General features: G+C 60.6%; 25 protein-coding genes and 1 pseudogene. 15 read left to right on the top strand and 11 right to left on the bottom strand.

What is annotated here, in order from left to right:
* Nucleotides 1-52: 52 nt before the first annotated feature.
* Nucleotides 53-904: an SDR family oxidoreductase gene (locus IFT66_RS12025; protein ID WP_342344765.1), complete on the bottom strand. Its 852-nt coding sequence runs from the start codon at nucleotides 902-904 to the stop codon at nucleotides 53-55.
* A gap of 69 nt (nucleotides 905-973) precedes the next feature.
* Between IFT66_RS12025 and IFT66_RS12020 the strand changes: the two genes are divergently transcribed.
* On the top strand, nucleotides 974-1873 hold the full coding sequence (locus IFT66_RS12020; protein ID WP_249406426.1) for an AraC family transcriptional regulator: 900 nt from the start codon (nucleotides 974-976) through the stop codon (nucleotides 1871-1873).
* Nucleotides 1874-1944: 71 nt separating this feature from the next.
* Here the strand turns inward: IFT66_RS12020 and IFT66_RS12015 are convergent, their stop codons facing one another.
* A complete protein-coding gene (locus IFT66_RS12015) occupies nucleotides 1945-2391 on the bottom strand; it encodes a MarR family winged helix-turn-helix transcriptional regulator (RefSeq protein ID WP_174197024.1) in 447 nt (148 codons plus the stop codon).
* A gap of 72 nt (nucleotides 2392-2463) precedes the next feature.
* On the opposite strand from IFT66_RS12015, the gene IFT66_RS12010 reads away from it, so the two are divergent.
* Together IFT66_RS12010 and IFT66_RS12005 are read left to right on the top strand one after the other, a co-directional pair.
* The gene (locus tag IFT66_RS12010; protein WP_192077723.1) at nucleotides 2464-2835 is read left to right on the top strand and encodes a VOC family protein; all 372 of its coding nucleotides are present in this window, start codon (nucleotides 2464-2466) and stop codon (nucleotides 2833-2835) included.
* 345 nt (nucleotides 2836-3180) lie between these two features.
* Nucleotides 3181-3645 carry a hypothetical protein gene (locus tag IFT66_RS12005; RefSeq protein WP_192077722.1) on the top strand — a complete coding sequence of 155 codons (465 nt, stop codon included), beginning with the start codon at nucleotides 3181-3183 and terminating at the stop codon, nucleotides 3643-3645.
* Between the two features lie 105 nt (nucleotides 3646-3750).
* Here IFT66_RS12005 and IFT66_RS12000 read toward each other — a convergent pair whose 3' ends face one another.
* Both IFT66_RS12000 and IFT66_RS11995 read right to left on the bottom strand, forming a co-directional pair.
* Nucleotides 3751-5187: an NAD-dependent succinate-semialdehyde dehydrogenase gene (locus tag IFT66_RS12000; protein WP_192077721.1), complete on the bottom strand. Its 1437-nt coding sequence runs from the start codon at nucleotides 5185-5187 to the stop codon at nucleotides 3751-3753.
* A gap of 195 nt (nucleotides 5188-5382) precedes the next feature.
* Nucleotides 5383-5979, bottom strand: coding sequence for a cupin domain-containing protein (locus IFT66_RS11995; protein WP_192077720.1), 597 nt, complete (start codon nucleotides 5977-5979; stop codon nucleotides 5383-5385).
* 283 nt (nucleotides 5980-6262) lie between these two features.
* Between IFT66_RS11995 and IFT66_RS11990 the strand changes: the two genes are divergently transcribed.
* On the top strand, nucleotides 6263-7207 hold the full coding sequence (locus IFT66_RS11990) for an aromatic alcohol reductase (protein WP_192077719.1): 945 nt from the start codon (nucleotides 6263-6265) through the stop codon (nucleotides 7205-7207).
* A gap of 149 nt (nucleotides 7208-7356) precedes the next feature.
* Here IFT66_RS11990 and IFT66_RS11985 read toward each other — a convergent pair whose 3' ends face one another.
* From IFT66_RS11985 to IFT66_RS11975, 3 genes and pseudogenes are all read right to left on the bottom strand, one after another.
* A complete protein-coding gene (locus IFT66_RS11985) occupies nucleotides 7357-7782 on the bottom strand; it encodes a winged helix-turn-helix transcriptional regulator (RefSeq protein WP_062456648.1) in 426 nt (141 codons plus the stop codon).
* 233 nt (nucleotides 7783-8015) lie between these two features.
* A pseudogene (locus IFT66_RS11980) lies at nucleotides 8016-8183 on the bottom strand (acyl-CoA dehydrogenase); the annotation flags it as partial.
* A gap of 228 nt (nucleotides 8184-8411) precedes the next feature.
* Nucleotides 8412-9317 (bottom strand): AraC family transcriptional regulator, encoded by a 906-nt coding sequence (locus IFT66_RS11975; protein WP_192077969.1) that lies wholly within the window; start codon nucleotides 9315-9317, stop codon nucleotides 8412-8414.
* 94 nt (nucleotides 9318-9411) lie between these two features.
* Between IFT66_RS11975 and IFT66_RS11970 the strand changes: the two genes are divergently transcribed.
* Complete coding sequence (locus IFT66_RS11970; RefSeq protein WP_192077718.1) at nucleotides 9412-10149, top strand: SDR family oxidoreductase; 738 nt, start codon at nucleotides 9412-9414, stop codon at nucleotides 10147-10149.
* Between the two features lie 136 nt (nucleotides 10150-10285).
* On the opposite strand, the gene IFT66_RS23735 is transcribed toward IFT66_RS11970, so the two are convergent.
* Together IFT66_RS23735 and IFT66_RS11965 are read right to left on the bottom strand one after the other, a co-directional pair.
* A complete protein-coding gene (locus IFT66_RS23735) occupies nucleotides 10286-10411 on the bottom strand; it encodes a hypothetical protein (RefSeq protein WP_274604813.1) in 126 nt (41 codons plus the stop codon).
* A gap of 223 nt (nucleotides 10412-10634) precedes the next feature.
* Entirely contained in the window at nucleotides 10635-11561 is a 927-nt protein-coding gene (locus IFT66_RS11965; RefSeq protein ID WP_192077717.1) for a LysR family transcriptional regulator, read from the bottom strand.
* A 109-nt stretch (nucleotides 11562-11670) separates the two neighbouring features.
* Here IFT66_RS11965 and IFT66_RS11960 point away from each other — a divergent pair, with 109 nt between their 5' ends.
* From IFT66_RS11960 to IFT66_RS11950, 3 genes are read left to right on the top strand one after another with little or no spacing between them, the layout of a single operon-like run.
* A complete protein-coding gene (locus IFT66_RS11960) occupies nucleotides 11671-12429 on the top strand; it encodes an SDR family oxidoreductase (protein ID WP_192077716.1) in 759 nt (252 codons plus the stop codon).
* 29 nt (nucleotides 12430-12458) lie between these two features.
* On the top strand, nucleotides 12459-13061 hold the full coding sequence (locus tag IFT66_RS11955) for an NADPH-dependent F420 reductase (RefSeq protein ID WP_113112319.1): 603 nt from the start codon (nucleotides 12459-12461) through the stop codon (nucleotides 13059-13061).
* A 48-nt stretch (nucleotides 13062-13109) separates the two neighbouring features.
* Nucleotides 13110-13499: a limonene-1,2-epoxide hydrolase family protein gene (locus IFT66_RS11950; RefSeq protein WP_192077715.1), complete on the top strand. Its 390-nt coding sequence runs from the start codon at nucleotides 13110-13112 to the stop codon at nucleotides 13497-13499.
* A 253-nt stretch (nucleotides 13500-13752) separates the two neighbouring features.
* Here IFT66_RS11950 and IFT66_RS11945 read toward each other — a convergent pair whose 3' ends face one another.
* Nucleotides 13753-14928, bottom strand: a complete 1176-nt coding sequence (locus tag IFT66_RS11945) for an acyl-CoA dehydrogenase (protein WP_192077714.1) — start codon at nucleotides 14926-14928, stop codon at nucleotides 13753-13755.
* 110 nt (nucleotides 14929-15038) lie between these two features.
* On the opposite strand from IFT66_RS11945, the gene IFT66_RS11940 reads away from it, so the two are divergent.
* The gene (locus tag IFT66_RS11940) at nucleotides 15039-15956 is read left to right on the top strand and encodes a LysR family transcriptional regulator (protein WP_192077713.1); all 918 of its coding nucleotides are present in this window, start codon (nucleotides 15039-15041) and stop codon (nucleotides 15954-15956) included.
* Nucleotides 15957-16026: 70 nt separating this feature from the next.
* Here IFT66_RS11940 and IFT66_RS11935 read toward each other — a convergent pair whose 3' ends face one another.
* The gene (locus tag IFT66_RS11935) at nucleotides 16027-16950 is read right to left on the bottom strand and encodes an NAD(P)/FAD-dependent oxidoreductase (protein ID WP_192077712.1); all 924 of its coding nucleotides are present in this window, start codon (nucleotides 16948-16950) and stop codon (nucleotides 16027-16029) included.
* Between the two features lie 129 nt (nucleotides 16951-17079).
* On the opposite strand from IFT66_RS11935, the gene IFT66_RS11930 reads away from it, so the two are divergent.
* The 6 genes from IFT66_RS11930 (at nucleotide 17080) to IFT66_RS11905 (ending at nucleotide 22624) form a co-directional block, all read left to right on the top strand.
* The gene (locus IFT66_RS11930) at nucleotides 17080-17529 is read left to right on the top strand and encodes an Rrf2 family transcriptional regulator (protein ID WP_062461367.1); all 450 of its coding nucleotides are present in this window, start codon (nucleotides 17080-17082) and stop codon (nucleotides 17527-17529) included.
* A 212-nt stretch (nucleotides 17530-17741) separates the two neighbouring features.
* The gene (locus IFT66_RS11925) at nucleotides 17742-18821 is read left to right on the top strand and encodes a LacI family DNA-binding transcriptional regulator (RefSeq protein WP_062461364.1); all 1080 of its coding nucleotides are present in this window, start codon (nucleotides 17742-17744) and stop codon (nucleotides 18819-18821) included.
* Nucleotides 18818-19840, top strand: coding sequence for an ABC transporter substrate-binding protein (locus tag IFT66_RS11920; RefSeq protein WP_192077711.1), 1023 nt, complete (start codon nucleotides 18818-18820; stop codon nucleotides 19838-19840). Before IFT66_RS11925 ends, IFT66_RS11920 begins: the two co-directional genes overlap by 4 nt.
* Nucleotides 19841-19969: 129 nt before the next feature.
* Nucleotides 19970-20815 carry an ABC transporter permease gene (locus IFT66_RS11915; protein WP_192077710.1) on the top strand — a complete coding sequence of 282 codons (846 nt, stop codon included), beginning with the start codon at nucleotides 19970-19972 and terminating at the stop codon, nucleotides 20813-20815.
* The gene (locus IFT66_RS11910) at nucleotides 20812-21594 is read left to right on the top strand and encodes an ABC transporter permease (RefSeq protein WP_192077709.1); all 783 of its coding nucleotides are present in this window, start codon (nucleotides 20812-20814) and stop codon (nucleotides 21592-21594) included. Before IFT66_RS11915 ends, IFT66_RS11910 begins: the two co-directional genes overlap by 4 nt.
* Complete coding sequence (locus tag IFT66_RS11905) at nucleotides 21587-22624, top strand: ABC transporter ATP-binding protein (protein WP_192077708.1); 1038 nt, start codon at nucleotides 21587-21589, stop codon at nucleotides 22622-22624. Before IFT66_RS11910 ends, IFT66_RS11905 begins: the two co-directional genes overlap by 8 nt.
* The last annotated feature ends 7 nt before the right edge of the window (nucleotides 22625-22631 follow it).

The following is a 22631-nucleotide window of genomic DNA, read 5'->3' as shown; positions in this document are numbered from 1 at the left end:
GGTTTCGTCCCCCGTTTGCTTATTGGGATACCTGGCGGGCAGGTTACATCCCCTAGCCCTCAAAGCTGCCGCCATAGTCCTTCGGGACGAGGTCGGCTTGCGCGTTGCCACTACGCACAAGCTCAAGGATCATGTCTGCCACACGTTCCGGCGGGTGTGCGAAAGATGATGTCTGGGTTTCCTGCTCCTTGGCGGATTCCAGCCCAGACCTGACAGCGCCATAAAACTCGGTCGCGGTGATGAACGGATGCATGATCGAGACGGCAATACCGGCATCGGCAAGCTCCAGGCGCGCGACACTTGAAAGCATGTTCAGCGCTGCCTTGGAACTGGTATAGGCGGCCGAGCCCGGATAGGTGGCAAGCGTTGCACCCGAGCTGACATTGACGATGCTGCCGGCACCTTGCCTGCGCATATGGGGAATGACCGCCTGCATCATGACCAGCGGCGCGACGCAGTTGAGATTGAGCACATCTTTGAAATCATCAATGCCGATCTCTTCGATCGTGGCATGCAGGCCCTGTCCGGCGTTGTTGACCAGAACATCGATGCGACCGTATTTCTGAACGGCGGCCTGGACGGCGTGTTCAACCTGCTCCGGGCGCGTGACATCACATGCCACCGCCAGCGCATCATTGCCGATCTCCCGTGCCAGCGCTTCGATGCGATCTTGTCTGCGGGCCAGCAATACGACCCGCGCGCCGGACAAGGCCGCAGCGCGCGCCGTCGCTTCGCCGATACCCGAGGAAGCGCCGGTGACGATTACAACCGCGTCTTTGATTTCCATCTGCATATTCCCTAGTAAAATGGTGTCCCGCGCAGCATCGCAACAAGGCAGCGCTGGTGAGTATCCGTAGACCGGAGGCGATCCCGTCGCGTGTCCGATCCGGTCTGAAATTTGCACATTCCTGCTAATGCGTTGCTCTGGAGGGAAAGCCGTGCCACATCTCTGCTCATGAGCGCTGCCATCGGGATGTTGAGGGAGATTGTGGAAGAACGCGCTGCAGGCGTGCTCACGACCACGGGCATTCCCCGTGTCGACATCCTCAAGGTGACCGAACCGACCGAGCTGTTTCCCGAAATCTATCAGCCTCTGGTTAGCCTGATCCTGCAGGGCGAGAAGCGCCTGCTGATCGGGAGCCAGGTGATGAATTACACGGCCGGGCAGACATTCATCGCGTCCGTGGCGCTGCCTGTCATCGGCGAGATCGTTCATGCGAGTGCGAGGGGCCCCTATCTCGCGGTCAGGCTCATCTTCGATCGGGCGATGATCGCCGACTTGCTGCTGGACGATCCCGGCCCCGCTGTGTCGGCCGACACGCCCAGTTTTTGCGTCAGTCACGCAAGCGACAGGCTGATCGACGCCTGGTTCAGGATGCTAGGCCTGATGGAGCAGCCGGATGAGATTGCGGTGATGGCACCCCTGCTGGAACGGGAAATCCTGTTCCGACTGCTGCGCGGCCCGCAAGGCGCCGTGCTGCGGCAAGTCGCCAGCATCGACGATCGGTTCGCGCAGATCAGGAACGCGCTGGTCCGGCTGCGCAAGGACTATGCCACCACCTTCCACGTGGACGAGCTTGCCTCCGCTTCAAACATGAGCCCATCCGCCTTTCAGCGGCGCTTCAAGACGAGTACAGGCCTGTCGCCGATCCAGTATCAAAAGCGGATCCGGCTCTACGAGGCGCGCGGCATGCTGTTTGCGAGACCCGGCGATGTGGCAGCCGTTGCACTCGCCGTCGGCTATGAAAGCCTGTCCCAGTTCACCCGGGAATACGCAAGAATGTTCGGATCGCCACCCGCCCGCGACATTAGGAATCTGCGGATGATCTCGACGGTGGGGCCGCCGGGGTATGGTGGGTTGATGAGGGAGTAGGTGGGTGGCTCTCTGGCTGCGGTAGTGAGCGGCAGGGAGCTATGGTCGGGCGTTAGGTTCGACCAATCAGTTTAACGCATTGCCTCTGCTATACGGAGCAGGGCCGCGTATATGATCTCCGGGTTGTCAGGTGCTACGGCATTTCGGGCGATGGTTTCGGCGTCACCGGCGATTTTATGGGCCGCACACAATGCGGTTCGGCCCTTCGGTGTCAGTTCGGTTGTGAGAACCCGGCCGCGTACCGGATGAGCCATGCGCTTGATCAGGCCGTCCCGTTCGAGTGTGGCTATGATGGACTGCATCGTCTGCGGTGTCACGAAGGCGCGCCGGGCCAAGTCCGCACTTGATAAGCCCGCGCTGAACTCCAATCCCGCCAGTACCGAATATTGTGGGGTCGTCAGTCCGATATCTCTCAGCTTGTTGTCGAGATGGCCCCGCAGCGCTTGCTGCGCTCGCTTCAGCGCGTATCCGAGCGAACGGTATGTGTCATCGACCGGTGGATCCATGAGAGTAGACATATCAGGGCCCTTATAATATAAGATGTCAGTACCCTGATAATACCGGGTCTCATTGAAAAGGATAGGCAGCCTATGGCTCGATTAATTGGACCGGATTTCATCGGCATCCAGACGAAGGATCTGGACGCCGCACTCACCTTCTATCGGGATGTCGTCGGGCTTACGCCCTCGGCGAAAGGACCTCCCGGCGCGATTGTTTTCGAAACCCACCCTATTCCATTCGCCGTTCGCACGCCGATCGAGGACTTTGATGAGACGGTAAAGCTCGGAACGGGCGTTGCAATCTGGTTTGGTTGTGACGACGCTGACGAATTGCACGCGCATCTTTCCGAGAGGGATGTGCAGATAGTATTCCCGCCCAAAGACGGGCCGTTCGGGCGCTACTTCGCATTCGTCGATCCATTTGGATATACGATAACGGCGCATAACGTCTCACCGCTGTGACGAGAGCATTTGGCCGTCAGGGTGACGGCGGTCTGAGGCGTATCAAATGCTTTAGCGTCATAAGACTAAAGCGAAGTGCGTTCGATGAACGCACTTCGCTCTAAAACGGCGCCCGAAAAGCCCGAAGGCCTGCCATTTTCTATTTTCCGCGAGAAGGAAGTGGAAGCAATATGAACACGTTAAGCTAAGTTCAGGGCAACTCTTCTAATTTTCATACGATTATTATGAAATATTCGAAAATATTGTTGATTTAGGTCTCTATCCAAGTCCAGGACGTCAAAATGCTTGGCGCAAGCTTTGCATTCGATAGTGCAGTACCATTTCTATACTTAAGGTATTGCTACAATGAAAACCGACACATCAACAAGTCGCCTCTACGCAAGCCAGAGCACTCAGATATCTGCGGCTTCTGACGACACCTCGGCATCGTTTTCGGCCGCGCTGAACTCGGCCACAGCGGGTACGTCCCAGTCGGATGCAGAGGGTGCCGAGCAGACTGATTTTACCAGCATGACCCGCCAGGAAATGCAGGACTGGTGCAATGACCAGATCCACAGCGGGAATATGTCGCTTGATGAAGGCCTTCCCTTTATGGCGATGACGATGAAAATTCCGGTGGATGGCGGCACTGCCGGCGAGTTGCAGGCTTCCGATGATGGCGAATGCGTTGATTTTACGGAAAAGGTTCGCGCAGGTATCGAGGGAGCGATTTCGCGCAACGACGAGGACACGCTCACGATGCTCGAGAAGGCCATGGAGACTATGCAGCAGTATCGGGCCGAAACTTCCGGCGCCGAGGCCCAGGCTTAAAAGCCCTCAGCCCAATACGCCTGCCTGAACCGGCACCACCGCCACGACACAAAAAAACGGCCGGAGTTCTCACCCCGGCCGTTTCGCATTTCACCAATCAGCCGATCAGTTCATCTGGCTGACATACTTCGTTTCCAGATAGGCCGCGACGGCTTCGGAGCCGCCTTCGGTGCCGTAGCCGGAATCCTTGACGCCGCCGAAGGGGACTTCGGGCAGCGCGAGGCCGTTGTGGTTGATGGTCAGCATGCCGGCTTCGACTTCACGGCCGAGCGCGTGGGCGGTCTTGACCGAGCCGGTGAAGGCGTAGGACGCGAGGCCGAAGGGCAGGCGGTTTGCCTCGGTGATGGCTTCTTCATAGGTCGAGAAGCGGTTGACGATGGCGATCGGGCCGAAGGGCTCGTCGTTCATGATCTTGGCAGAGGTCGGCACGTTGGCAAGAACCGTCGGTTCGAAGAAGTTGCCCTTGTTGCCGATGCGCTTGCCGCCGGTCTTCAGTTCGGCGCCGGACGAGACGGCGTCCTGGATCAGCGCTTCCATGGCCGGAATGCGGCGTTCGTTGGCAAGCGGGCCCATCGTGGTGCCGGCGTCCATGCCGTTGCCGACCTTGAGGGCTTCTGCAGCCTTTACGAAGCCTTCGAGGAACTTGTCGGCGACGCCGTCCTGGATCAGGAAGCGGGTCGGTGCGACGCAGACCTGGCCGGCGTTGCGGAACTTGGACATGGCAGTCACTTCGATCGCCTTGTCGAGGTCGGCGTCATTGAAGATCAGGACCGGTGCGTGGCCGCCGAGTTCCATCGTTGCGCGCTTCATGTGCTTGCCGGCGAGGCTCGCGAGATGCTTGCCGATCGGCGTCGAGCCGGTGAACGAGATCTTGCGGATGACCGGATGCGGAATGAGATATTCCGAAACTTCCGACGGGATGCCGTAAACGAGGCCGATGACGCCTGCAGGTACGCCGGCATCTGCAAAGGCGCGGATCAGTTCGGCAGGCGATGCCGGAGTTTCCTCAGGTGCCTTGACGATGATCGAGCAGCCGGTGGCAACCGCTGCGGAAAGCTTGCGGACGATCTGGTTGATCGGGAAGTTCCACGGCGTAAACGCCGCGACCGGGCCGACGGGCAGCTTGATCGTCATCTGGTTGACGCCGGAGAAACGGGCCGGAATGATCTGGCCATAGGTGCGGCGGGCTTCTTCGGCAAACCAGTCGATCGTATCGGCGGCGCCCATGATTTCCATCTTCGACTGGGCAAGCGGCTTGCCCTGTTCGCGGGTCATCATGAAGGCGATGCTATCGGCGCGCTCACGCAGCAGGTCGGCTGCCTTGCGCATCATCTTGGAACGGTCGAAGGGCGCGGTGTCGCGCCAGATCTTGAAACCCTTGTCGGCCGCTTCGAGCGCCAGATCGAGATCCGCCTTACGGGCGTGGGCAATCTTGCCGATCACTTCGTCGGTCGCGGGATCGGTGACTTCGATCGTCTCGCCGGCGATCGCATCGCGCCATTCGCCGTTGATGAAGAGCTTTACGTCGGGATAGGTCTGCATAGGGTCCACTTTCGTTCGTGAATTCGCGCAAGGGCAGGGGCCGAGGAGGTTCGTCCGGCCGCCGGCAGAGGTGTCAAATGTTCCGGTGCCTGAGTTAAGACAAAGACGGGAGACAATCAACGGCGGGCATCGAATAAGTCATACTTATATCGATTAAACCGGGCAGCGTTTTCAGCTGCCGTGCCCCCGCGTGCTCTATAGATAGGGAGGCGTGACGGCGCTGACCACCTCGCAGCGCACAGTTCCGACATTTCGGTAGCGATGCGGCAGGCGGCTGTCGAACAGATAGGCATCGCCGCGCTTCAGGATACGGGTCTGCGTGCCGACGGTGACTTCCAGTTCGCCGGCAACAACGACGCCGCCTTCCTCCGCCTCGTGGCTGAGCATGGTTTCGCCGGTATCGGCGCCGGGCTCGTAGAATTCGTGAAACACCTGCACGCTGTGGGATTTGGCATCGCCCACCTGCAACAGCGTCAGCGCGCCTGTCGACAAAGGCGTCAGTTCATCGGCCCGGTAAAAGATCTGGTCGACGGGCGGCAGCGTCAGGGCGAAGAAATCGGTCATCGGATAGTTGATCGCTTCCAGGATCTTCTTCAGCGATGCGACCGAGGGGCTGACCTTGTTCTTTTCAATCAGCGACACCAGCGAATGGGTAACACCGGCCTTCACCGCCAGGGCCCGCTGCGACAGCCCGTGCGCCTGGCGCACCAGCCGGAGCCGATCGCCGACATCGAACGCCGCTTCGGGTTCGCTGTGCGGGTTGTCGGTTTCCGGTTTTTCCGTTCCGTGCATTCTTCGTGCGCGCCTTCATGCATCGCCACCGCCTAAGCGGCGGCAGCGGTTTGTGATACACCGAAGGGTGGGGGATGGCCAATGACGAAAAGCGGCGTGGGTGGTGAGGGGGAGGGGGTGAGTGCTTGCGAGGAGGGGGCGGGCAGACGGTTATGTGCGCAAGAGGAATGCAGCGGGAGTGTTGTCCTTCTATTTCGCTGCAGTATCATCCGTGTACCTTCTTTCCTTCGTCGTTCCGCCTTGCCAAGTAGCGGTGACGTAGCGTTTTGAAGGATTGAAATTGATGAACCAGACAGTTTCCAATGTGAAGTCACGAAACATTCTCGTGCTCGGGGCCGGGGAACTCGGCATGCCCGTCCTTCGCAATCTGGCCCGTCGCGCCAAGGGCATTGAAGACGCAAAGATAAGTGTTTTGCTTCGCGCCAGTGCCACAAAATCAGACTCGATCGCCAAACAGCGCGACGTCGCCGAGATCCGCGAATTGGATATCGAGATCGTCACAGGTGATCTGGTCAATAGCTCGATCGATGAACTCGCATCTCTGTTTGCACAGTACGATACCGTGATTGGCTGCGCTGGCTACGCGGCTGGGATTAATACGCCGATGAAGCTGGCCAAGGCGGCGTTACAGTCCGGTATTCCGCGCTACTTCCCCTGGCAGTTTGGTGTCGATTTCGAGGCAATTGGTCGAGGCGGTCCGCAGGACATCTTCGACGCTCAACTCGATGTGCGCGAACTCCTTCGCTCCCAAAGCAAGATGGACTGGGTCATCATCTCCACCGGCATGTTCATGAGTTATCTTTTCGAACCGGAATTCGGCGTCGTTGATCTGGAAAAGAACGCAGTCAACGCTCTTGGCAGCTCCGATACCGCTGTCACGCTGACGACGCCCGACGACATCGGCGTGCTCACCGCTGAAATCGTCTTCTACGAGCCGACCATCAGCAACGAGATCGTCTTCCTGGCGGGCGACACCGTCACCTATGGCGAGCTTGCCGACAAGCTGGAGGCGGGTTTGAACCGGCCCTTCAGCCGGTCCGTATGGACTGTGCCCGTCCTTATGGAAGAACTGGCAAATGACCCCCAAAACATGATGCGCAAGTACCGGGCAGCCTTTGGTATTGGGCGAGGAATGGCATGGGACAAGGCAGGCACATTCAACGCGCGCGAAGGCATCAAGGTGACGGATGTGTCCGATTGGATCAACGCGAACCTGAGCGGCAAGTGACATGGCCTCTGAGATGCAGATCAATGGAAGATAACAGACCGGGAGCGCGGTATAGCCGCGCTCCCAATGAGAGTTGATCCGAAACAATATCATTACGAGGTCGAACACCGTGCCGCCGACACCAGCGGAGCGGGCGCATGTCTCGATTGCTAAAACGTCTGCCAGGAGGGCTTTTCTGGCGGACGGGCATCAAAATCCTCGCGTGACGTTCGAAACTGCTCGGAATTCTCCACGACCCACGTCCACAACGGGATCATGCGAATGAGAAGACCCATTCCCAGTTCGGTCAGTTCGTATTCCACCCGAGGCGGCACCTCAACGAGATCGTGACGCGTGACGAGACCATCTCTTTCGAGTTGGCGTAGCGTGCGCGTGAGCATCCGCTGCGTTACGCCGTGCATTCGTTTTCCGATGTCTGCGTGGCGAAGCCTGCCATAGACGCCGAGCGTGTGTATGACGCCGAGCGACCAACGGCTTCCCGCATGGGTGAGAACCTCGCGTCTCACCCCATCGTCGTCCTCACGAAGACCATCGCAAACCGCTTGGGAATAGCTAAGAATTTCTTCTCTGGTCATTGCTCTTGCCTCCGGTATTGCTGCCTGTCGTATTACCAGCCTTCCAAGGGCATTTCACCTGTCTCCCCGACGTGTAGGAACGTTCATAAAAGTCGGCAGGGAGATCCGCGTCGTTGGTCTCACCGATGGCCGAGGACATCAACTGTTGGCGCAAAGCTGCCACCCCATCCGCATATCGCGAAAAAAGCCCGGCACGCAGTGGCGGGCCGGGCATGGTTCGCAACAAATCCGCCTCAGAAGAACGCTTGAATTCCCGTCTGCGCACGGCCCAGGATCAGCGCATGCACATCATGCGTGCCTTCATGCGTGTTGACCGTTTCCAGGTGCTGGGCGTGGTGCATGACGTTGTATTCGATCTGGATGCCGTTGCCGCCGTGCATGTCGCGGGCCTGGCGCACCAGCCGGAGCCGATCGCCGACATCGAACGCCGCTTCGGGTTCGCTCAGCGGGTTATCGGTTTCCGGTTTTTCCGTTCTGTGCATTCTTCGCGCGCGCCTTCATGCATCGCCACGCCCGAGCAGCGGCAGTGATTTGTGATACACCGAAGGGTGGGGGATGGCCAATGACGAAAAGCGGCGTGGGTGGTGAGGGGATGTGGGACGAAGGGGGCGCGATGAAGGGTTTGACGCTTAAGGCTCGACGCTTCGCCAGTATCGTCGGGGGGCTATTCCGTAAATTCGTTTGAACGCGTGCCCGAAAGCGCTTTCTGAAGAATACCCGACCTCTGAGGCAACGGTCGCGACGGTTGATCCACGGCGCAACGCATTTCGCGCCAGCCGCATCCGCCAGCGGAGAAGGTAATCAAGTGGCGCCAGACCCACCAAAGATTTGAATCGTTTGGAAAAGGCCGATCGTGACATCGCTACCGATGCTGCCAAAGTTTCCAGGCTCCAAGGATAGGCAGCATCGCCATGCATCAACCCGATTGCCCTGCCGATCCGCGGATCGGCCAGTGCGCTGATCCAGCCCAAATTGTCGCCATCGTCCTGGATCAATGCCGCCCGCAAGACCTGGACGAGAAGAATATCGACAAGCCTGTCGGTGAGGACGGCGGCGCCGATCTGCGTCCCCTTGATTTCGATATCGAGAATAGCGAGCGTGGAGCGAACGACGGTTGCCGAAGCATTGCGCGACGGAATCAGCAGAAAGGTTGGCAGCGAATCCAGCAGCAGGTCAGCATCGGATTCTTGAAAACTGAAGGTGCCAGCGATCAACACGGTGTCATTGACTTCGTGGCGAGCGACGTCAGATTGCGCCCAATCGAATGCCGCCAATCCATCTTCGGAAAGTATGTGATCATCGTTCGCCAGGACGTAGCTTGGCGCGTTGGCCAGCAGGAAACAGTCCCCTGCGGCAAGCTGGTGACGTTGCCCTTCGCCGAAGTCGATCCAGCAGTCACCGGCCAGGACTGCGCCGAACTTGACTGCAGGCTTGGCAGGAAAGCGGTAAGACCATCGTCCGCTTGCCTCGAACCGTGTGCAGCGTGCGCCTCGTATGTTGATGAGGGAAAAGACTTCGGACAGCGGGTCCATCAGATTGAGCCGATCACGACGATTTCAAAGTCTTTCCAGCATAGATCGCCTCAATTCGTCATGCAAAGATCAGCCTTCAAGAAAAGGATGATTGAGCATGATGGGTATCGAGGGAAAAGTCGTTGCGATCACCGGGGCAAGCAGCGGCATTGGCGAGGCCACGGCCCTGCATCTGGCGGAACGGGGAGCGATCCTTGTCCTTGGTGCGCGGCGTGCCGACCGGTTGGAAGCCCTGTGCAGTTCTATCGTGTCACGGGGTGGGACGGCATGCTTTATCGTCACCGACGTCACGCGTCGTCAGGACGTTGACGGACTTGTGGCCCTTGCGGTCGAAAAATTTGGCAAACTCGATGTTCTCGTGAGCAATGCCGGGATAGCGCCGATCTCGCCGCTGGACGCCCTGAGGGTCGAGGACTGGGAGGCGATGATAGACGTCAACGTCAAGGGCGTCCTTTACGGGATCGCAGCCGCCTTGCCGCTCTTTCGTCGTCAGGGCTTCGGCCACTTCGTCAACACACTGTCAACAGCGGGAATCAAGATCGTTCCGACGATGGCTGTCTATGCAGGGTCGAAGAACGCCGTGAGGACAATCACCGAAGCGCTTCGTCAGGAGGCTGGCCCATTGCTGCGCGTGACGGGCATTTCACCTGGGTACGTCGACACAGAGCTCCCATCCTCGATGACCGACCCCGCGATGCGGGCACAAGGGGAAGCCAGCATGAAGGCCACGGCGATCCCGGCATCCGCCATAGCTGATGCCATTGCGTTTGCGATCGCTCAGCCCTCGAATGTCGATGTGGGAGAGATCGTGCTGCGACCGACCGCACAGGGATAGGTGGCCGAAACGCTGTACGGGTGAGGACCGTATGGCGCTTCCACCCCAAACCGGCCGCCCGGCTCGTAGAATTCTTGAAACACCCGAACGTTCCAGGATCTTATTCAGCGAGGCGACCGAGGGGGTGACGCCGCCCTTAACCGCAAGCCCGCTGCGACAGCCCGTGGGCCTGGCGCACCAGCCGGAGCCGATCGCCGACATCGAAAGCCGCTTCGGGTTCGCTGTGCGGGTGATCGGGTTTTTCGTTCCGTGCATTGTTCATGCATCGCCACGCCCAAGCGGCGGCAGGGACTTGTGATACACCGAAGGGTGGGGGATGGCCAATGACGAAAAGCGGCGTGGGTGGTGAGGGTGGAGGACATGTATGGTTGCTGTTGTGTTGCCGCTATGCGCCCTTTTGTCGGCCATAGAGGTCGTCGCCGTACCTGCACAAAAGCAGCCATCGTCTCGGCGGCGGCGTCATGTCCCCAGTGCGCCAAATGCGGTTACCCGAGACTGCCGGCAAACTGCTCTGGCCAGCGATTGCGCTCTGCCAGAGCTGCCACAAAATCGATGAAGACACGGGTCTTTGCAGGGAGCTGTGATCGGCTTGCGAAGTACACCGAAATCGCGCCTGCGTCGGAATACCACTGCGGCAACAGTCGGACCAGACGCCCGGCCTCGAGATGAGGCTGGGCGTCTGCTTTCGGAACTAGGGCGACGCCTACCCCTAGAACGGTAGCGCTGAGCATGGCGGCGGGATCGTTGACGACCAGAGTTTCGGATAACTCCGCAGCCGCCTGACGGCCAGCCGCATCGCGCATCGTCCATTGGCGGATGCGTCCGCTCTGCCTCAAACGCATCACGATGCTATCCAGCGTCTTCAACCCCGCCGGGTCGAACGGCGGCACGCGACCTGCCATATAGCCCGGTGATGCCACCGCAATGATGTGCACCGGAGCGAGCGTTCGGGCGACAATGCCCGGGTTCAGATCGAAGCCTCCGCCGATCGCTGCATCATAGCCATCGGCCACGAGGTCGACGGGTCTGGCATCGAAATGACATTCCGGCTTCACACCCGGATAGAGCTTCAGAAACTCAGGCAGATGGGGAAGGATATGCAGCACGCCGAGGGTAGGCGGCAGGCTGACCTTGAGCACGCCCTTCGGCTCACCCTGCACAGCCGCACCTCCGATCGCAGCCTGGATGGTGTCCAGGCTATCGGCGACCGACAGCCTGAAGCTTTCGCCCGCCTCGGTGAGAACCAGCTTGCGCGTCGAGCGATGGAACAGCCGGATACCGAGGTTGCGCTCCAGCATGGCGACGTTGCGGCTGACGGCGGCCGGGGTGAGCGACATGCGTCTGGCCGCTTCGGAGAAGCTGCCGTGCTCGGCGCTCCGCACGAAGGATTCAAGATTCGCCAGTGTCTCCATCGCCGCACCCTTCAAGTGATCGTTGAAGATATAACAAGTCAATTCCAGCTAATCAAAGGGAATTGGATCGTTCATATCTGCGTCATCAGACATCGCAAGGAGCAAACAGATGACACGGAATTCTCAGCCTCTTCTCGGCAAGGTTGCTCTCGTGACCGGCGGGTCGCGGGGCATCGGCGCAGCCATCGTCAAGCGCCTTGCCCATGACGGGGCAGATGTGGTGTTCAGCTATTCAACTTCCGGCGACAGGGCAGAGGAGATCGTGCGCGTGGTCGAAGCCCTTGGGCATCGGTCTCTGGCAATCAAGGCGGATCAGGCCAATGCGTCCGAGGTCGCAGACCTTGTGCGACAGGCGCACGAAGCGTTCGGCCGGCTGGACATCCTGGTCAATTCGGCCGGTGTCTTCGTCACCGGCGGGGTCGGCGACCCGGACGCAGATATCGCGGCGTTCGATCGACAGATCGACATCAACGTCAAGGGTGTCGCGGCCGCGGTCCGCGCCGCAGTTCCTCTGATGGAGGACGGCGGACGGATCGTCTCGATCGGGACAACGGGCGCAGTTCACATTCCCTTTCCAGGTGCAGCCGACTACATCGCAACAAAGGCTGCAGTGGGCGCCTATACGCGCGGCTGGTCCCGTGATCTCGGCCCGCGCAACATTACCGTCAACCTGGTTCAGCCCGGTGCAATCGACACCGACATGAACCCGGCAAACGGCCCCTTTGCAGACACTTTAAAAGGACTTGCGGCGCTTGGGCGCTACGGCAAGCCCGAAGACATTGCCGCGGCGGTCGCCTTCCTCGCCGGCCCGGACGCCAGCTACATTACCGGAGCAACACTCAACGTCGACGGCGGACAGACAGCCTGATCGACCATTTTCAACAAGGAGACAAATCCATGACATCCATCGGAATTATCGGCGCTGGAAACATTGGTCGCGCCATTGCGACAACTCTCGCAAGGAAGGGCATCGCAGCCACGCTTTCCAACAGCCGCGGCCCTGAAACGCTTGCGGAACTCGTCGCCTCGCTCGGCCCATCGATTACCGCCGGCTCGCGCGAGGAAGCCGCATCGAAAGACATCGTCTTCATCGCCGTCAATTGGTCGAAGCTTCCTGCGGCGATGGCCGGTCTGCCCAACTGGAACGGTCGGATCGTCGTCGATACCAACAACCCGATCGAAGCGCCACTGTTCCAGCCCGCAGACCTCGGCGGCCGGACGTCGTCGGATGTGTTCGTCGAGATGGTTCCTGGTGCTCGGGTCGTAAAGGCGTTCAACCATCTGTCAGCCGCTGTGCTCGCCGGTGACCCGACCAGCGAAGGCGGCAGACGCGTGCTGTTTTATTCCGGCGATGATGCATCGGCCAAAGCGGAGATCGGCGCGCTGATCGACCGTCTTGACTTCTTCGGCATCGATCTCGGTGACCTCGCCGTTGGAAGCCGCCTCGTCCAGTTTCCGGGCGGCCCGTTGCCGGCGCACAACCTCGTCAAATTCGGCTAAGGTTTAACAATCTTCCGCGCCGTCTCTTCAACAATTCAGGAGCCCGCTATGTCCACCACAGCCATCGAAATAGCACAGACGTTTTTCGACCACTGGAGCGCCAATCGGATCGACGAGGCCATCGCCATGCTCGCCGAAGACGTCCTCTACGACAACGTGCCCTTTCCCGATATCACCGGCCGCGAGAAGGTTCGAAAATTTCACCGCGATTTCGGCATCGGCAACAAGTTTACTGTCGACTGGAAGGTGGTGCACATCGCGGCCGCGGGAAACGTCGTGCTGAACGAGCGGATCGACATCTTCCTTCACGAAAACGGCGGACGGATCACGCTGCCCGTCATGGGGACAGTGACCGTGGAGAACGGCATGATCACCGTCTGGCGTGATTATTTCGATCCGGCGGAATTCGACCGGCAATTGAACCAGATCGGCAAATAGTCGGATCACGACCTCCGACAAGAGGTTGCCTTTGGGTCAAAGTTGGACCGAAGTACCATCACATGATTCGAAGTCCGATATCGCCCTTCGGCACCTAGCCTTCGGACAGTCCGCTTACGACGCCAACTCGGTCTTTTCTCTAGGTCGCAGCCATGGCCGCCTCTTGTGAGAACCAGCCCCCCCCATCCCCATCTCGCACAAAAAAAGCCCGGCACGCATCCGCGCGCCGGGCATGGTTCACCAAAATCCCGCCTCAGAAAAACGCCTGAATCCCCGTCTGCGCACGGCCGAGGATCAGCGCATGCACATCATGCGTGCCTTCATACGTGTTGACCGTTTCCAGGTTCTGGGCGTGGCGCATGACGTGGTATTCGATCTGGATGCCGTTGCCGCCGTGCATGTCGCGGGCCTGGCGGGCGATGTCGAGTGCCTTGCCGCAGTTGTTGCGCTTGACGATGGAGATCATTTCCGGGGCCATCTTGCGCTGGTCCATCAGCTGGCCGACGCGCAAGCTAGCCTGCAGGCCGAGTGTGATTTCGGTCTGCATGTCGGCGAGCTTCTTCTGGTAGAGCTGGGTGCCGGCGAGCGGCTTGCCGAACTGCTTGCGATCAAGGCCATACTGGCGGGCGCGGAACCAGCAGTCTTCGGCAGCGCCCATCACGCCCCAGGAAATGCCGTAGCGGGCGCGGTTGAGGCAGCCGAACGGGCCTTTCAGGCCCGACACGTTGGGCAGGATGGCATCTTCGGTCACTTCCACGCCGTCCATGACGATTTCGCCTGTGATCGAGGCGCGCAGCGAAAGCTTGCCGCCGATCTTCGGGGCCGAAAGACCCTTCATGCCCTTTTCGAGCACAAAGCCGCGGATCTCGTTGTTATGGGCTTCCGATTTCGCCCAGACGACGAAGACGTCGGCGATCGGGGCGTTGGAGATCCAGGTTTTTGCGCCGCGGAGGCGATAACCGCCTTCGATCTTTTCGGCGCGGGTCTTCATGCCGCCGGGGTCGGAGCCGGCGTCCGGTTCGGTCAGGCCGAAACAGCCGATCAGATCGCCGGAGACGAGGCCGGGCAGGTACTTTTGTTTCTGCTCGTCGGAGCCGTAGGTGAAGATCGGATAGATCACCAGCGAGGACTGGACGCTCATCATCGAGCGATAGCCACTGTCGATGCGTTCGATCTCGCGGGCGACGAGGCCGTAGGCGACGTAGGAAGCGTTGGCGGCGCCATATTCCTCGGGCAGCGTCACGCCGAGAAGGCCGGTCTGGCCCATCAGCTTGAACAGGTCCTTGTCGGTGGTCTCATCGAGATAGGCATCGTTGATGCGGGGCGCGAGTTCGGCCTTCGCAAAGCTAGCGGCCGCATCGCGGATCATCCGCTCTTCGTCGCTCAGTTGGTCTTCGATGAGAAAGGGATCGTTCCAGTTAAACGCCATGCTTCTGAGGCCTCCGGATTTCAGCAATTCTGTTGATGGCGATTATCGTCGTGGGGCGCTGAAGGGCAAGACCCGTTTACTCAAACCGCCATGATCTATAGTCATAGCGCATGCTCACCCTGTCGCGAAAGCTTCTGCCGTCCACCTCGGCGCTCGCCGCCTTCGATTCCGTTGCCAGGCTCGGCAGCTTTTCGGCGGCGGCCGAAGAGCTGTCTTTGACGCAAGGGGCCATCAGCCGGCAGGTTTCCGGGCTTGAGGAGCAGCTGGGCATGCCGCTGTTCGAGCGCACCAGCCGCGGCGTGGTGCTGACCGAGACCGGGGCGGACTATGCCAAGTCGATCAGCGTGGCGCTCTCTCAGATCCGCTCCGCCTCTCTTGCCGCCATGAGCAAACGGCATGGCGACCAGCTGAACCTTGCGATATTGCCGACATTCGGCACCCGCTGGCTGATGCCGCGCATTCCGCAATTCGTGGCCCGGCATCCGCAGGTGACGCTGAATTTCGCGACCCGCATCGGTGTATTCGATTTCGACCGCGAAGGCATCGACATGGCGATCCATGTGGGCACGCCCGACTGGCCGGGGGCCGAGTGCACCTATCTGATGAGCGAAATGGTGGCGCCGGTCTGCTCGCCGGAGTTTCTGGCCAGCCATCCGATCCGCGCGGGCGAGGACCTGCTGCGGCTGCCGCTTCTGCACATGGCATCGCGACCCGGCGCCTGGAGCCACTGGTTCGCGAGCCTTGGCATCGACACGGCACCCTCCCAGGCGATGCGCTTCGAACAGTTCTCAAGCGTTGCGCAGGCAGCGATCGCGGGGCTCGGCGTCGCGCTCATGCCGCTGTTCCTGATCGACAGCGAACTGGCGAGCGGCCAGCTCGTCGAAGCCTTCCCGCATGAAGTCAGAAGTCCCAGCGCCTATTACGCGGTGGCACCTCTCAGCAAACGCGATTTCCGCCCGGTCGTGGCATTTCGGGAGTGGCTGCTGGAGGAGGTGGCGCGGTATGGGCAGGAGGTGGTGGGGTGGTGAGTGGGCGGGGAGGGGTGGCGGAACGGTGCGTCTCGCCCCTTCATCATAATCCATCCGTCGCTCCTTGAACCTATTCATCGTTGATGGTCGCTAACAGCAACGACCGGTGAGCAGCCACGCCCGCCAGGCTTCCATCGCCGACCGCGAGTGCAACTGAGGCCATCGGCCGCGCGGCGTCGCCGCAGGCGAAGACGCCGGGCAGGCTGGTTTCCTTCATCGCATCAGTCTTGATGGTGGCGCCAAGGGGGCCTTGCTCCATGTCGAGGCCGAGCTGCTGCGCGATCGAGGTGAAGACCTCGAAGGGAGCAAGTGCGAACAGGCCGGAGAAAGACAGGGTTCTTCCATCTACAAGCTCCACATCGGCGCGATCGGTGAGGGCCTTCACGGGGGAGCGCTCGATGACGACGCCGCGCGCTGCGAGGGATTGAAGCTGATCTCTATCCGGCTCGAATGCCTGGTTGAGAAGCAGGGTTGTCGGTCCCCAGTCGGGAAGCATCAGCGCATGGTGCATCGAGAGCGCCGAGCCGGCGATGACGCCGATCTTGCCCTGGTTGAGTTCGTAGCCGTGGCAGTAGGGGCAATGGAACACGCTTTTGCCCCAACGCTCCTTCAGCCCCTCGATGTCGGGAAGAATGTCGCGTACGCCCAGCGCCAGGATCAGCCGGCGCGAACGGTAACGGGTGTCTCTCACCAAAACGGTGACATGAGCCGCTCCGGAGCCTTTCTCACCGTTGCGCTGAACGGTATCTGCGCGACCCGAGACCCAATCCACCGTTGGGTACTCCATGACCTGTGACCGGGCCTCGGCTGCAATTTCAGCGGGATCGACATGGTCCTGGGTGAGGAAGCCATGCGAGTGGGATGCGAACCGATTGCGCCTGAGGCCTTCGTCGATCATCAGGACCTTTCGACGCGCGCGGCCGAGTTGAAGCGCAGCCGACAGCCCAGCGTAGCTGCCTCCGATGATGATGACGTCGTAGATCGTGTCGCTCATGACTTTCTCCTTTTTCTCGCAACAACATAAGTATCGTGAAAAGTCGGGTCAAGCCTCATGACACTTCGATTGTATCGTGAATGACGATCGTGCTAGTGTCGGCGCGGAAAGCACGAGGGGGAGCAGAGGATGAGGCAGGACAGTCGGCTATCGCGCATGCTGCATGTGTTGATCCATATGGGGCGACATGACGGGGCGATGACATCCGAGATGATCGCACAGATGCTCGACGCCAACCCTGTCGTCATTAGGCGCACCATGGCGGGACTGCGCGACGAAGGGTATGTCAGCTCCGTAAAAGGGCATGGTGGCGGTTGGACGCTGGCGCGTCCTCTCGAGGAGCTGACGCTTCTCGATATCTACCGGGCGGTCGGAGAACCGTCGATCTTTGCGGTTGGACCCGCTTACGACATGCCGGGATGTCCGATCGAACAGGCGGTCAACGGGACTTTGACGGACGTCTTCAACGAAGCAGAGGACCTGCTGCGCAAGAGGTTTGCCGGGGTAACGCTTGCCGATATCGCCAACGGGTTTCAAGGCTCGAGCGAACAGGACGGCGGTCAACGATGCACGCCATGACCGCAGGCGACACCCCAGCCATGTCTTCGGCCGCGGATTGACCCCTCTGTAGACCAAGCCCTCTGCTTCACGCTGGGTGTGCCCCAAGCCCATGCTGTGGTGCCGGATTTTCGCTCTGGCCGCCCAGGGCGTGAGTTTGCAACCATCCGGCAGGACTCGACTCCTCATCCGTTTTCTGCTTTTCTGATTAAACGATTAATCAGAGCGCCTCGATGGCTCCCATCCGCCCCGGTTCGAACATGACTGCGATAGCTAGCGCCCTTGGCGTGTCGGCGGCCACCGTGTCGAATGCGTTGTCGGGCAAGGGGCGGGTTTCGCCGGAGCTTGGGGCGAAGATACGGGCGAAGGCCGAGGAGCTTGGGTATGTGCCGAGCGTGACGGCGCGGGCGCTTCGCACGGGGCGCAGCCGCGTCATCGGGCTGGTGCTTCCCGATATTGCCAATCCGCTTTTCCCGCAGATTGCCCAGGCGATCGAGAATGCTGCAGCCGATGCCGGTTACGGCGTTTTGATCGCCGACAGCCGTGGCGACAGTTCGATGCAGACGCTTGCGATCCAGCGGCTGGTCGAGCGCCAGGTCGACGGGATCGTCATCGTGCCGCGGCTCGGTACCCGCATTGCCGACCTCGGTTGCCCGGTCGCCGTCATCGACAGCCCGTCGACTCCAGGCAACACGGTTTCTTCCGATCATTGGCAGGGTGGCCAGGTGGTCGCCGATCATCTGGTCGGGCTCGGGCACCGGAATTTCGTGCTGATCGGCGCCAATCCGCTCTCGAACGTTCAGAACGATCGCATCGGCGGCATGAAATCGCGCCTGCCGAAGGGTGCCCGCTTCGAGACGATCTGGATCGAAAAGCTTGAGGCACTGGCGGGAGCCGGTTGTTCGCTCGGTTTGAAGCAGAAGGTCGAGCTCGGCTTTACCGCCTTTGCCGCCACGAGCGATCTGCATGCGCTGCGTGCGCTGACCGAATTGCAGCAATCCGGCATCCGCATTCCGCAGCAGGCAAGCGTCACCGGCTTCGACGATCTCGTCTGGTCGTCGGTGGTTTCGCCGGGCCTTACCACCGTGCGCCAGGATATGGCGGCGATTGCCGAGATTGCCGTCGGCGCGCTGGTCGGCGTGATCGGCGATGATGCGGCCGAGCCTGATGCCGCGACCATAACGGTCGGCGTCACAGCCGTTGCAAAGACCGATCGCGTGCCGATGACACTCGTTGCCCGCCAGACCACCGCATCCGTTTCCAGCCCCCAATTTTCACCCGCATCCCCAGCCTTGGAAGGGAATGACCCATGAAGACCCTGATTACCGCATCCGCCGCAGTTTTGCTTGCCACGACAGGCCTTGCCCAGGCCCAGGAAAAGACGCTGACCATTTCCGTCTATGCGCTGGCGCAGGACGAGTACAAGCAGATCGTCTATGATCCCTTCCAGGCGATCTGCGGCTGCAAGCTGGTGGTCGAGACCGGCAACAGCGTCGAGCGGGTGGCCAAGATGGAGGCCAACAAGGCCAATCCGGTCATCGACATGGCCGTCGTCTCCATGGCCGATGCGCTGTCTGCGTCCCGCAAGGATCTGACCGACACGATCGATACGGCCAAGCTCAAGAGCTTCAACGCGCTGTACGACATCGCCAAGGATCCCAACCAGGACGGCAAGAGCGTCGGCTACACGTTCTACGCCAACTCGATCGTCTACCGGTCCGACAAGATGAAGATCGAAAGCTGGGCGGATCTGTTCAAGCCGGAATATGTCGGCCATATCGCGTTTCCGAACATCACCACCAATGGCGCGGCACCAACGCTCTATATGCTCGGCCAGGCGCTGGGGAAGGATACGCCTGACCTTGCAGCCCCGATCGCGACGATCGGCGAGAACAAGGACGAGATCGTCACCTTCTACGAGAAATCCTCGCAGCTGGTGCAGCTGATGAAGCAGGAAGAGATCTGGGCAGCGCCCGCCGGTCGTTTCGCCTGGGCGCCGTTTACCAAGCTCGGCCTGCCGATGGCATGGGCGACGCCTAAGGAAGGCCAGGCCGGCGGCATGAATGTCATGGTCGTCACCAAGGGTTCCAAGAACCGCGACCTGGCGCTGCAGTTCATGGATTTCTGGTTGTCGACCGAGATCCAGACCAAGCTTGCCGAAAAGCTGGTGGATAGCCCTGCCAACAGCGAGGTGAAGGTGTCCGACGAGATCGCCGGCAATCTCACCTTCGGCAAGGCAACCGCCGAAAGCCTCAAGTTCATCCCGTCTGCGATCGCTCTCGATAACCGCGCGGGCTGGATCAAGACCTGGAACGACAAGGTCGGCCAGTAAGCTTCAGCAAAACGCGCGTCTTGCGGCGTCGCATACCTTTCGGCCCTGGTTCCGGGCTGAAAGGGCGCGGCTTGCGAAGCGCGCGGGAATGATGACGAGACACAGTCCGACGATTACCGGAGACCACGCATGTTTCAAAACCGGGCCGAGGCGTTTGCACTGGCGCTGCCTGCCGCGATTTTCGCGGCGGCGGTGTTTCTGGTGCCGGTGCTGATCCTTCTGTCTGACGGGTTCAGGAGCCTTGATGGCGGCTGGACGCTTGCGGCGTATGGCGAGTTCTTTTCCTCGCCGCTCAACCAGGCGGTGTTTTTGCGCACGCTGAAGCTCGGCGCGCTGGTGACGGTGGTTTCGGCGGTGATCGGCTATGCGGCGGCGTTTTCCATTGTCAGCCTGTCGCCCGCCGCCAAGGGGCGCATGACCGGGCTGGTCGTTTTGCCGCTGATGATTTCGCCGGTTGCGCGCACCTATGCGTGGATCGTCATTCTCGGCCGGACCGGCATCGTCAACCAGGCCTTGCAGGCGCTGGGGCTCAGCGAGGCGCCGCTGCGTATCCTGTTTTCCGAAACGGCGATCTTTATCGGCCTGTTGCAGCTGTTCCTGCCGCTGATGATCATCTCGCTGATCTCGGCGCTCGAGAATATGCCGAAGGATGCGGTTCCAGCAGCACGGGTGCTCGGCGCCAACTGGTTTCAGGTGTTCTGGAAGGTGATCCTGCCGCTCACCAAGGAAGGGCTTGTCATCGGCGGAACGCTGGTCTTCACCGGTTGCCTCACCGCCTATATCACGCCGGCCATCCTTGGCGGCTCCAAGGTGCTGATGCTGGAAACGCTGATGTACCAGCAGGTTGCCGTCAGCAACAATTTCGTCGCCGCAAGCGTCATCGCCTGCATCCTGATTGTCATGAGCTTTGCCGCCAACCTTCTTCTGAAGCGGGTGGCAACGGCGCGCAACACGCAGAGAAAGGCCGCCCGATGACCGCTCGCAGCCTGTTCGTCCCCGCCACCCTGTTTCTGCTCGCGACCTTCCTGATCGGGCCATTTCTGATCATCGTCACGGCTTCGTTTTCGGCCGGCGAGACGCTGGCCTTTCCGCCGCAGGGCTTTTCGCTGCAATGGATCCTCAAGGTCTTCACGGTGGAGAGTTTCCGCGCCTCGTTCGCGATGTCGATGTTTCTGGCGATCGGCGGCACGGCGGCAGCGCTGGTGCTCGGCATTCCCGCATCCTACGCGCTGTCGCGCTACCGGCTGCCGGGGGCGGAAATCATCCGCACCATCGTTTCCGCGCCGATCATCGTGCCCGGCATCATCGTCGGCCTTTCGCTGCTGCGCTACGTGGTCGTGCCGTTCGGCGTCGGCATCACGCTTGCGCTGTTTCTCGCCCATACCGCGCTGATCCTGCCCTATGCGGTGCGCGTGGTTTCGGCGAGCCTCGACAACCTGCGCTCGGATATCGAGGAGGCGGCGGTGCTTTTGGGCTCGTCCCGGCTTGGTGCCTTCTTCCGGGTGGTCATGCCCAACATCAAGGGCGGCATTCTTTCGGCCTTCATCCTCGGCTTCGTCACCTCGTTCAACCAGGTGCCCGTATCGCTGTTCCTGTCCGGTCCCGGCGTGCGCACGCTGCCGATCGACATGATGGCCTATATGGAAATCGTCTTCGATCCGTCGGTTGCGGCGCTCTCGTCGCTGCTCGCCTTCCTGTCCATCGGCATCGTTTTTGCTGCTGAACGCTTTCTCGGATTTTCCCGCTATGTCTGATCAATCCTATCTCTCGCTTGAAAAGCTGACGCTTGCCTATGGCGACAGCGTGGCCGTTGCCGATCTCGACCTGTCGGTCCGGCGTGGCGAACTCATCGCGCTGCTCGGCCCCTCCGGCTGCGGCAAGACGACGACCATGCGGGCAATCGCCGGGCTGTTGCCTGTGAAATCCGGCAAGGTCATCCTCGACGGCGAGGACATGACGCGCACGGCGCCGAACAAGCGTGCCGTGGGGCTGGTGTTCCAGTCCTATGCACTGTTCCCGCATCTCTCCGTCTACGAAAACGTTGCCTTCGGGTTGCGGCTGAAGGGCATGAAAGGCGCCGAACTGGATGCCAAGGTGCAGTCCGGCATCACCTCCGTCGGTCTGGCAAAATTTGCCGACCGCAAGCCGGCCGAGCTTTCCGGCGGCCAGCAGCAGCGCGTGGCGCTTGCCCGCTCGATGGTGATGGAGCCGAAGGTTCTGCTGCTCGACGAGCCGCTGTCCAATCTCGATGCCCGGCTGCGGCTGGAAATGCGCACCGAACTGCAGCGCGTGCAGCGCGAGACCGGCGTGACGATGATCTTCGTCACCCACGACCAGGCGGAAGCCCTGTCGCTTGCCGACCGTATCGTCGTCATGAAGAACGGCGCGATCGAGCAGATCGGCACGCCGGAAGATATCTACAATCGGCCGACCTCCTCCTTCGTGGCGGATTTCGTCGGTTTCGAGAACATCTTTGCGCTGGAAGGCGGCGGGCTGAAGACGGACAACGGCAGCGTTCCGCTCTCGGTCGCACCCGGCCTGGAGGCGCCTAAGGCTGCGGGTCTCGCCTGGCGTCCGCGCATGGTGACGCTTGGAACCGGTCCGTTTCGCGGAACCGTGCGCGGCACATCGTTTGCCGGCCATTCCCGCGAATATTTGCTGGACAGCGCGCTCGGTCCGATCAAGGCTGAGGTGGATGCTTCCGAACCGGTGCATGTGTCCGGCTCGGACCTGTCTTTCGACCTGCCGGTACACAAGGCCGCGCAACTTTCGCGCATTGCCTGAGGAGATA

This window comes from Rhizobium sp. CFBP 13726 (genome assembly GCF_014841925.1).
In the GTDB taxonomy this organism is placed as follows: domain Bacteria; phylum Pseudomonadota; class Alphaproteobacteria; order Rhizobiales; family Rhizobiaceae; genus Neorhizobium; species Neorhizobium soli.
The sequence above is the reverse complement of the archived record's forward strand: the minus strand, read 5'-3'. Positions and strand labels throughout refer to the sequence as shown.

Coding starts and splice junctions, on each gene's coding strand:
- IFT66_RS12020 (WP_249406426.1), top strand. CDS start 974: ATGTTGAGGGAGATTGTGGAAGAACGCGCTGCAGGCGTGCTCACGACC.
- IFT66_RS12015 (WP_174197024.1), bottom strand. CDS start 2,391: ATGTCTACTCTCATGGATCCACCGGTCGATGACACATACCGTTCGCTC.
- IFT66_RS12010 (WP_192077723.1), top strand. CDS start 2,464: ATGGCTCGATTAATTGGACCGGATTTCATCGGCATCCAGACGAAGGAT.
- IFT66_RS12005 (WP_192077722.1), top strand. CDS start 3,181: ATGAAAACCGACACATCAACAAGTCGCCTCTACGCAAGCCAGAGCACT.
- IFT66_RS12000 (WP_192077721.1), bottom strand. CDS start 5,187: ATGCAGACCTATCCCGACGTAAAGCTCTTCATCAACGGCGAATGGCGC.
- IFT66_RS11995 (WP_192077720.1), bottom strand. CDS start 5,979: ATGCACGGAACGGAAAAACCGGAAACCGACAACCCGCACAGCGAACCC.
- IFT66_RS11990 (WP_192077719.1), top strand. CDS start 6,263: ATGAACCAGACAGTTTCCAATGTGAAGTCACGAAACATTCTCGTGCTC.
- IFT66_RS11985 (WP_062456648.1), bottom strand. CDS start 7,782: ATGACCAGAGAAGAAATTCTTAGCTATTCCCAAGCGGTTTGCGATGGT.
- IFT66_RS11970 (WP_192077718.1), top strand. CDS start 9,412: ATGATGGGTATCGAGGGAAAAGTCGTTGCGATCACCGGGGCAAGCAGC.
- IFT66_RS23735 (WP_274604813.1), bottom strand. CDS start 10,411: ATGAACAATGCACGGAACGAAAAACCCGATCACCCGCACAGCGAACCC.
- IFT66_RS11965 (WP_192077717.1), bottom strand. CDS start 11,561: ATGGAGACACTGGCGAATCTTGAATCCTTCGTGCGGAGCGCCGAGCAC.
- IFT66_RS11960 (WP_192077716.1), top strand. CDS start 11,671: ATGACACGGAATTCTCAGCCTCTTCTCGGCAAGGTTGCTCTCGTGACC.
- IFT66_RS11955 (WP_113112319.1), top strand. CDS start 12,459: ATGACATCCATCGGAATTATCGGCGCTGGAAACATTGGTCGCGCCATT.
- IFT66_RS11950 (WP_192077715.1), top strand. CDS start 13,110: ATGTCCACCACAGCCATCGAAATAGCACAGACGTTTTTCGACCACTGG.
- IFT66_RS11945 (WP_192077714.1), bottom strand. CDS start 14,928: ATGGCGTTTAACTGGAACGATCCCTTTCTCATCGAAGACCAACTGAGC.
- IFT66_RS11940 (WP_192077713.1), top strand. CDS start 15,039: ATGCTCACCCTGTCGCGAAAGCTTCTGCCGTCCACCTCGGCGCTCGCC.
- IFT66_RS11935 (WP_192077712.1), bottom strand. CDS start 16,950: ATGAGCGACACGATCTACGACGTCATCATCATCGGAGGCAGCTACGCT.
- IFT66_RS11930 (WP_062461367.1), top strand. CDS start 17,080: ATGAGGCAGGACAGTCGGCTATCGCGCATGCTGCATGTGTTGATCCAT.
- IFT66_RS11925 (WP_062461364.1), top strand. CDS start 17,742: ATGGCTCCCATCCGCCCCGGTTCGAACATGACTGCGATAGCTAGCGCC.
- IFT66_RS11920 (WP_192077711.1), top strand. CDS start 18,818: ATGAAGACCCTGATTACCGCATCCGCCGCAGTTTTGCTTGCCACGACA.
- IFT66_RS11915 (WP_192077710.1), top strand. CDS start 19,970: ATGTTTCAAAACCGGGCCGAGGCGTTTGCACTGGCGCTGCCTGCCGCG.
- IFT66_RS11910 (WP_192077709.1), top strand. CDS start 20,812: ATGACCGCTCGCAGCCTGTTCGTCCCCGCCACCCTGTTTCTGCTCGCG.
- IFT66_RS11905 (WP_192077708.1), top strand. CDS start 21,587: ATGTCTGATCAATCCTATCTCTCGCTTGAAAAGCTGACGCTTGCCTAT.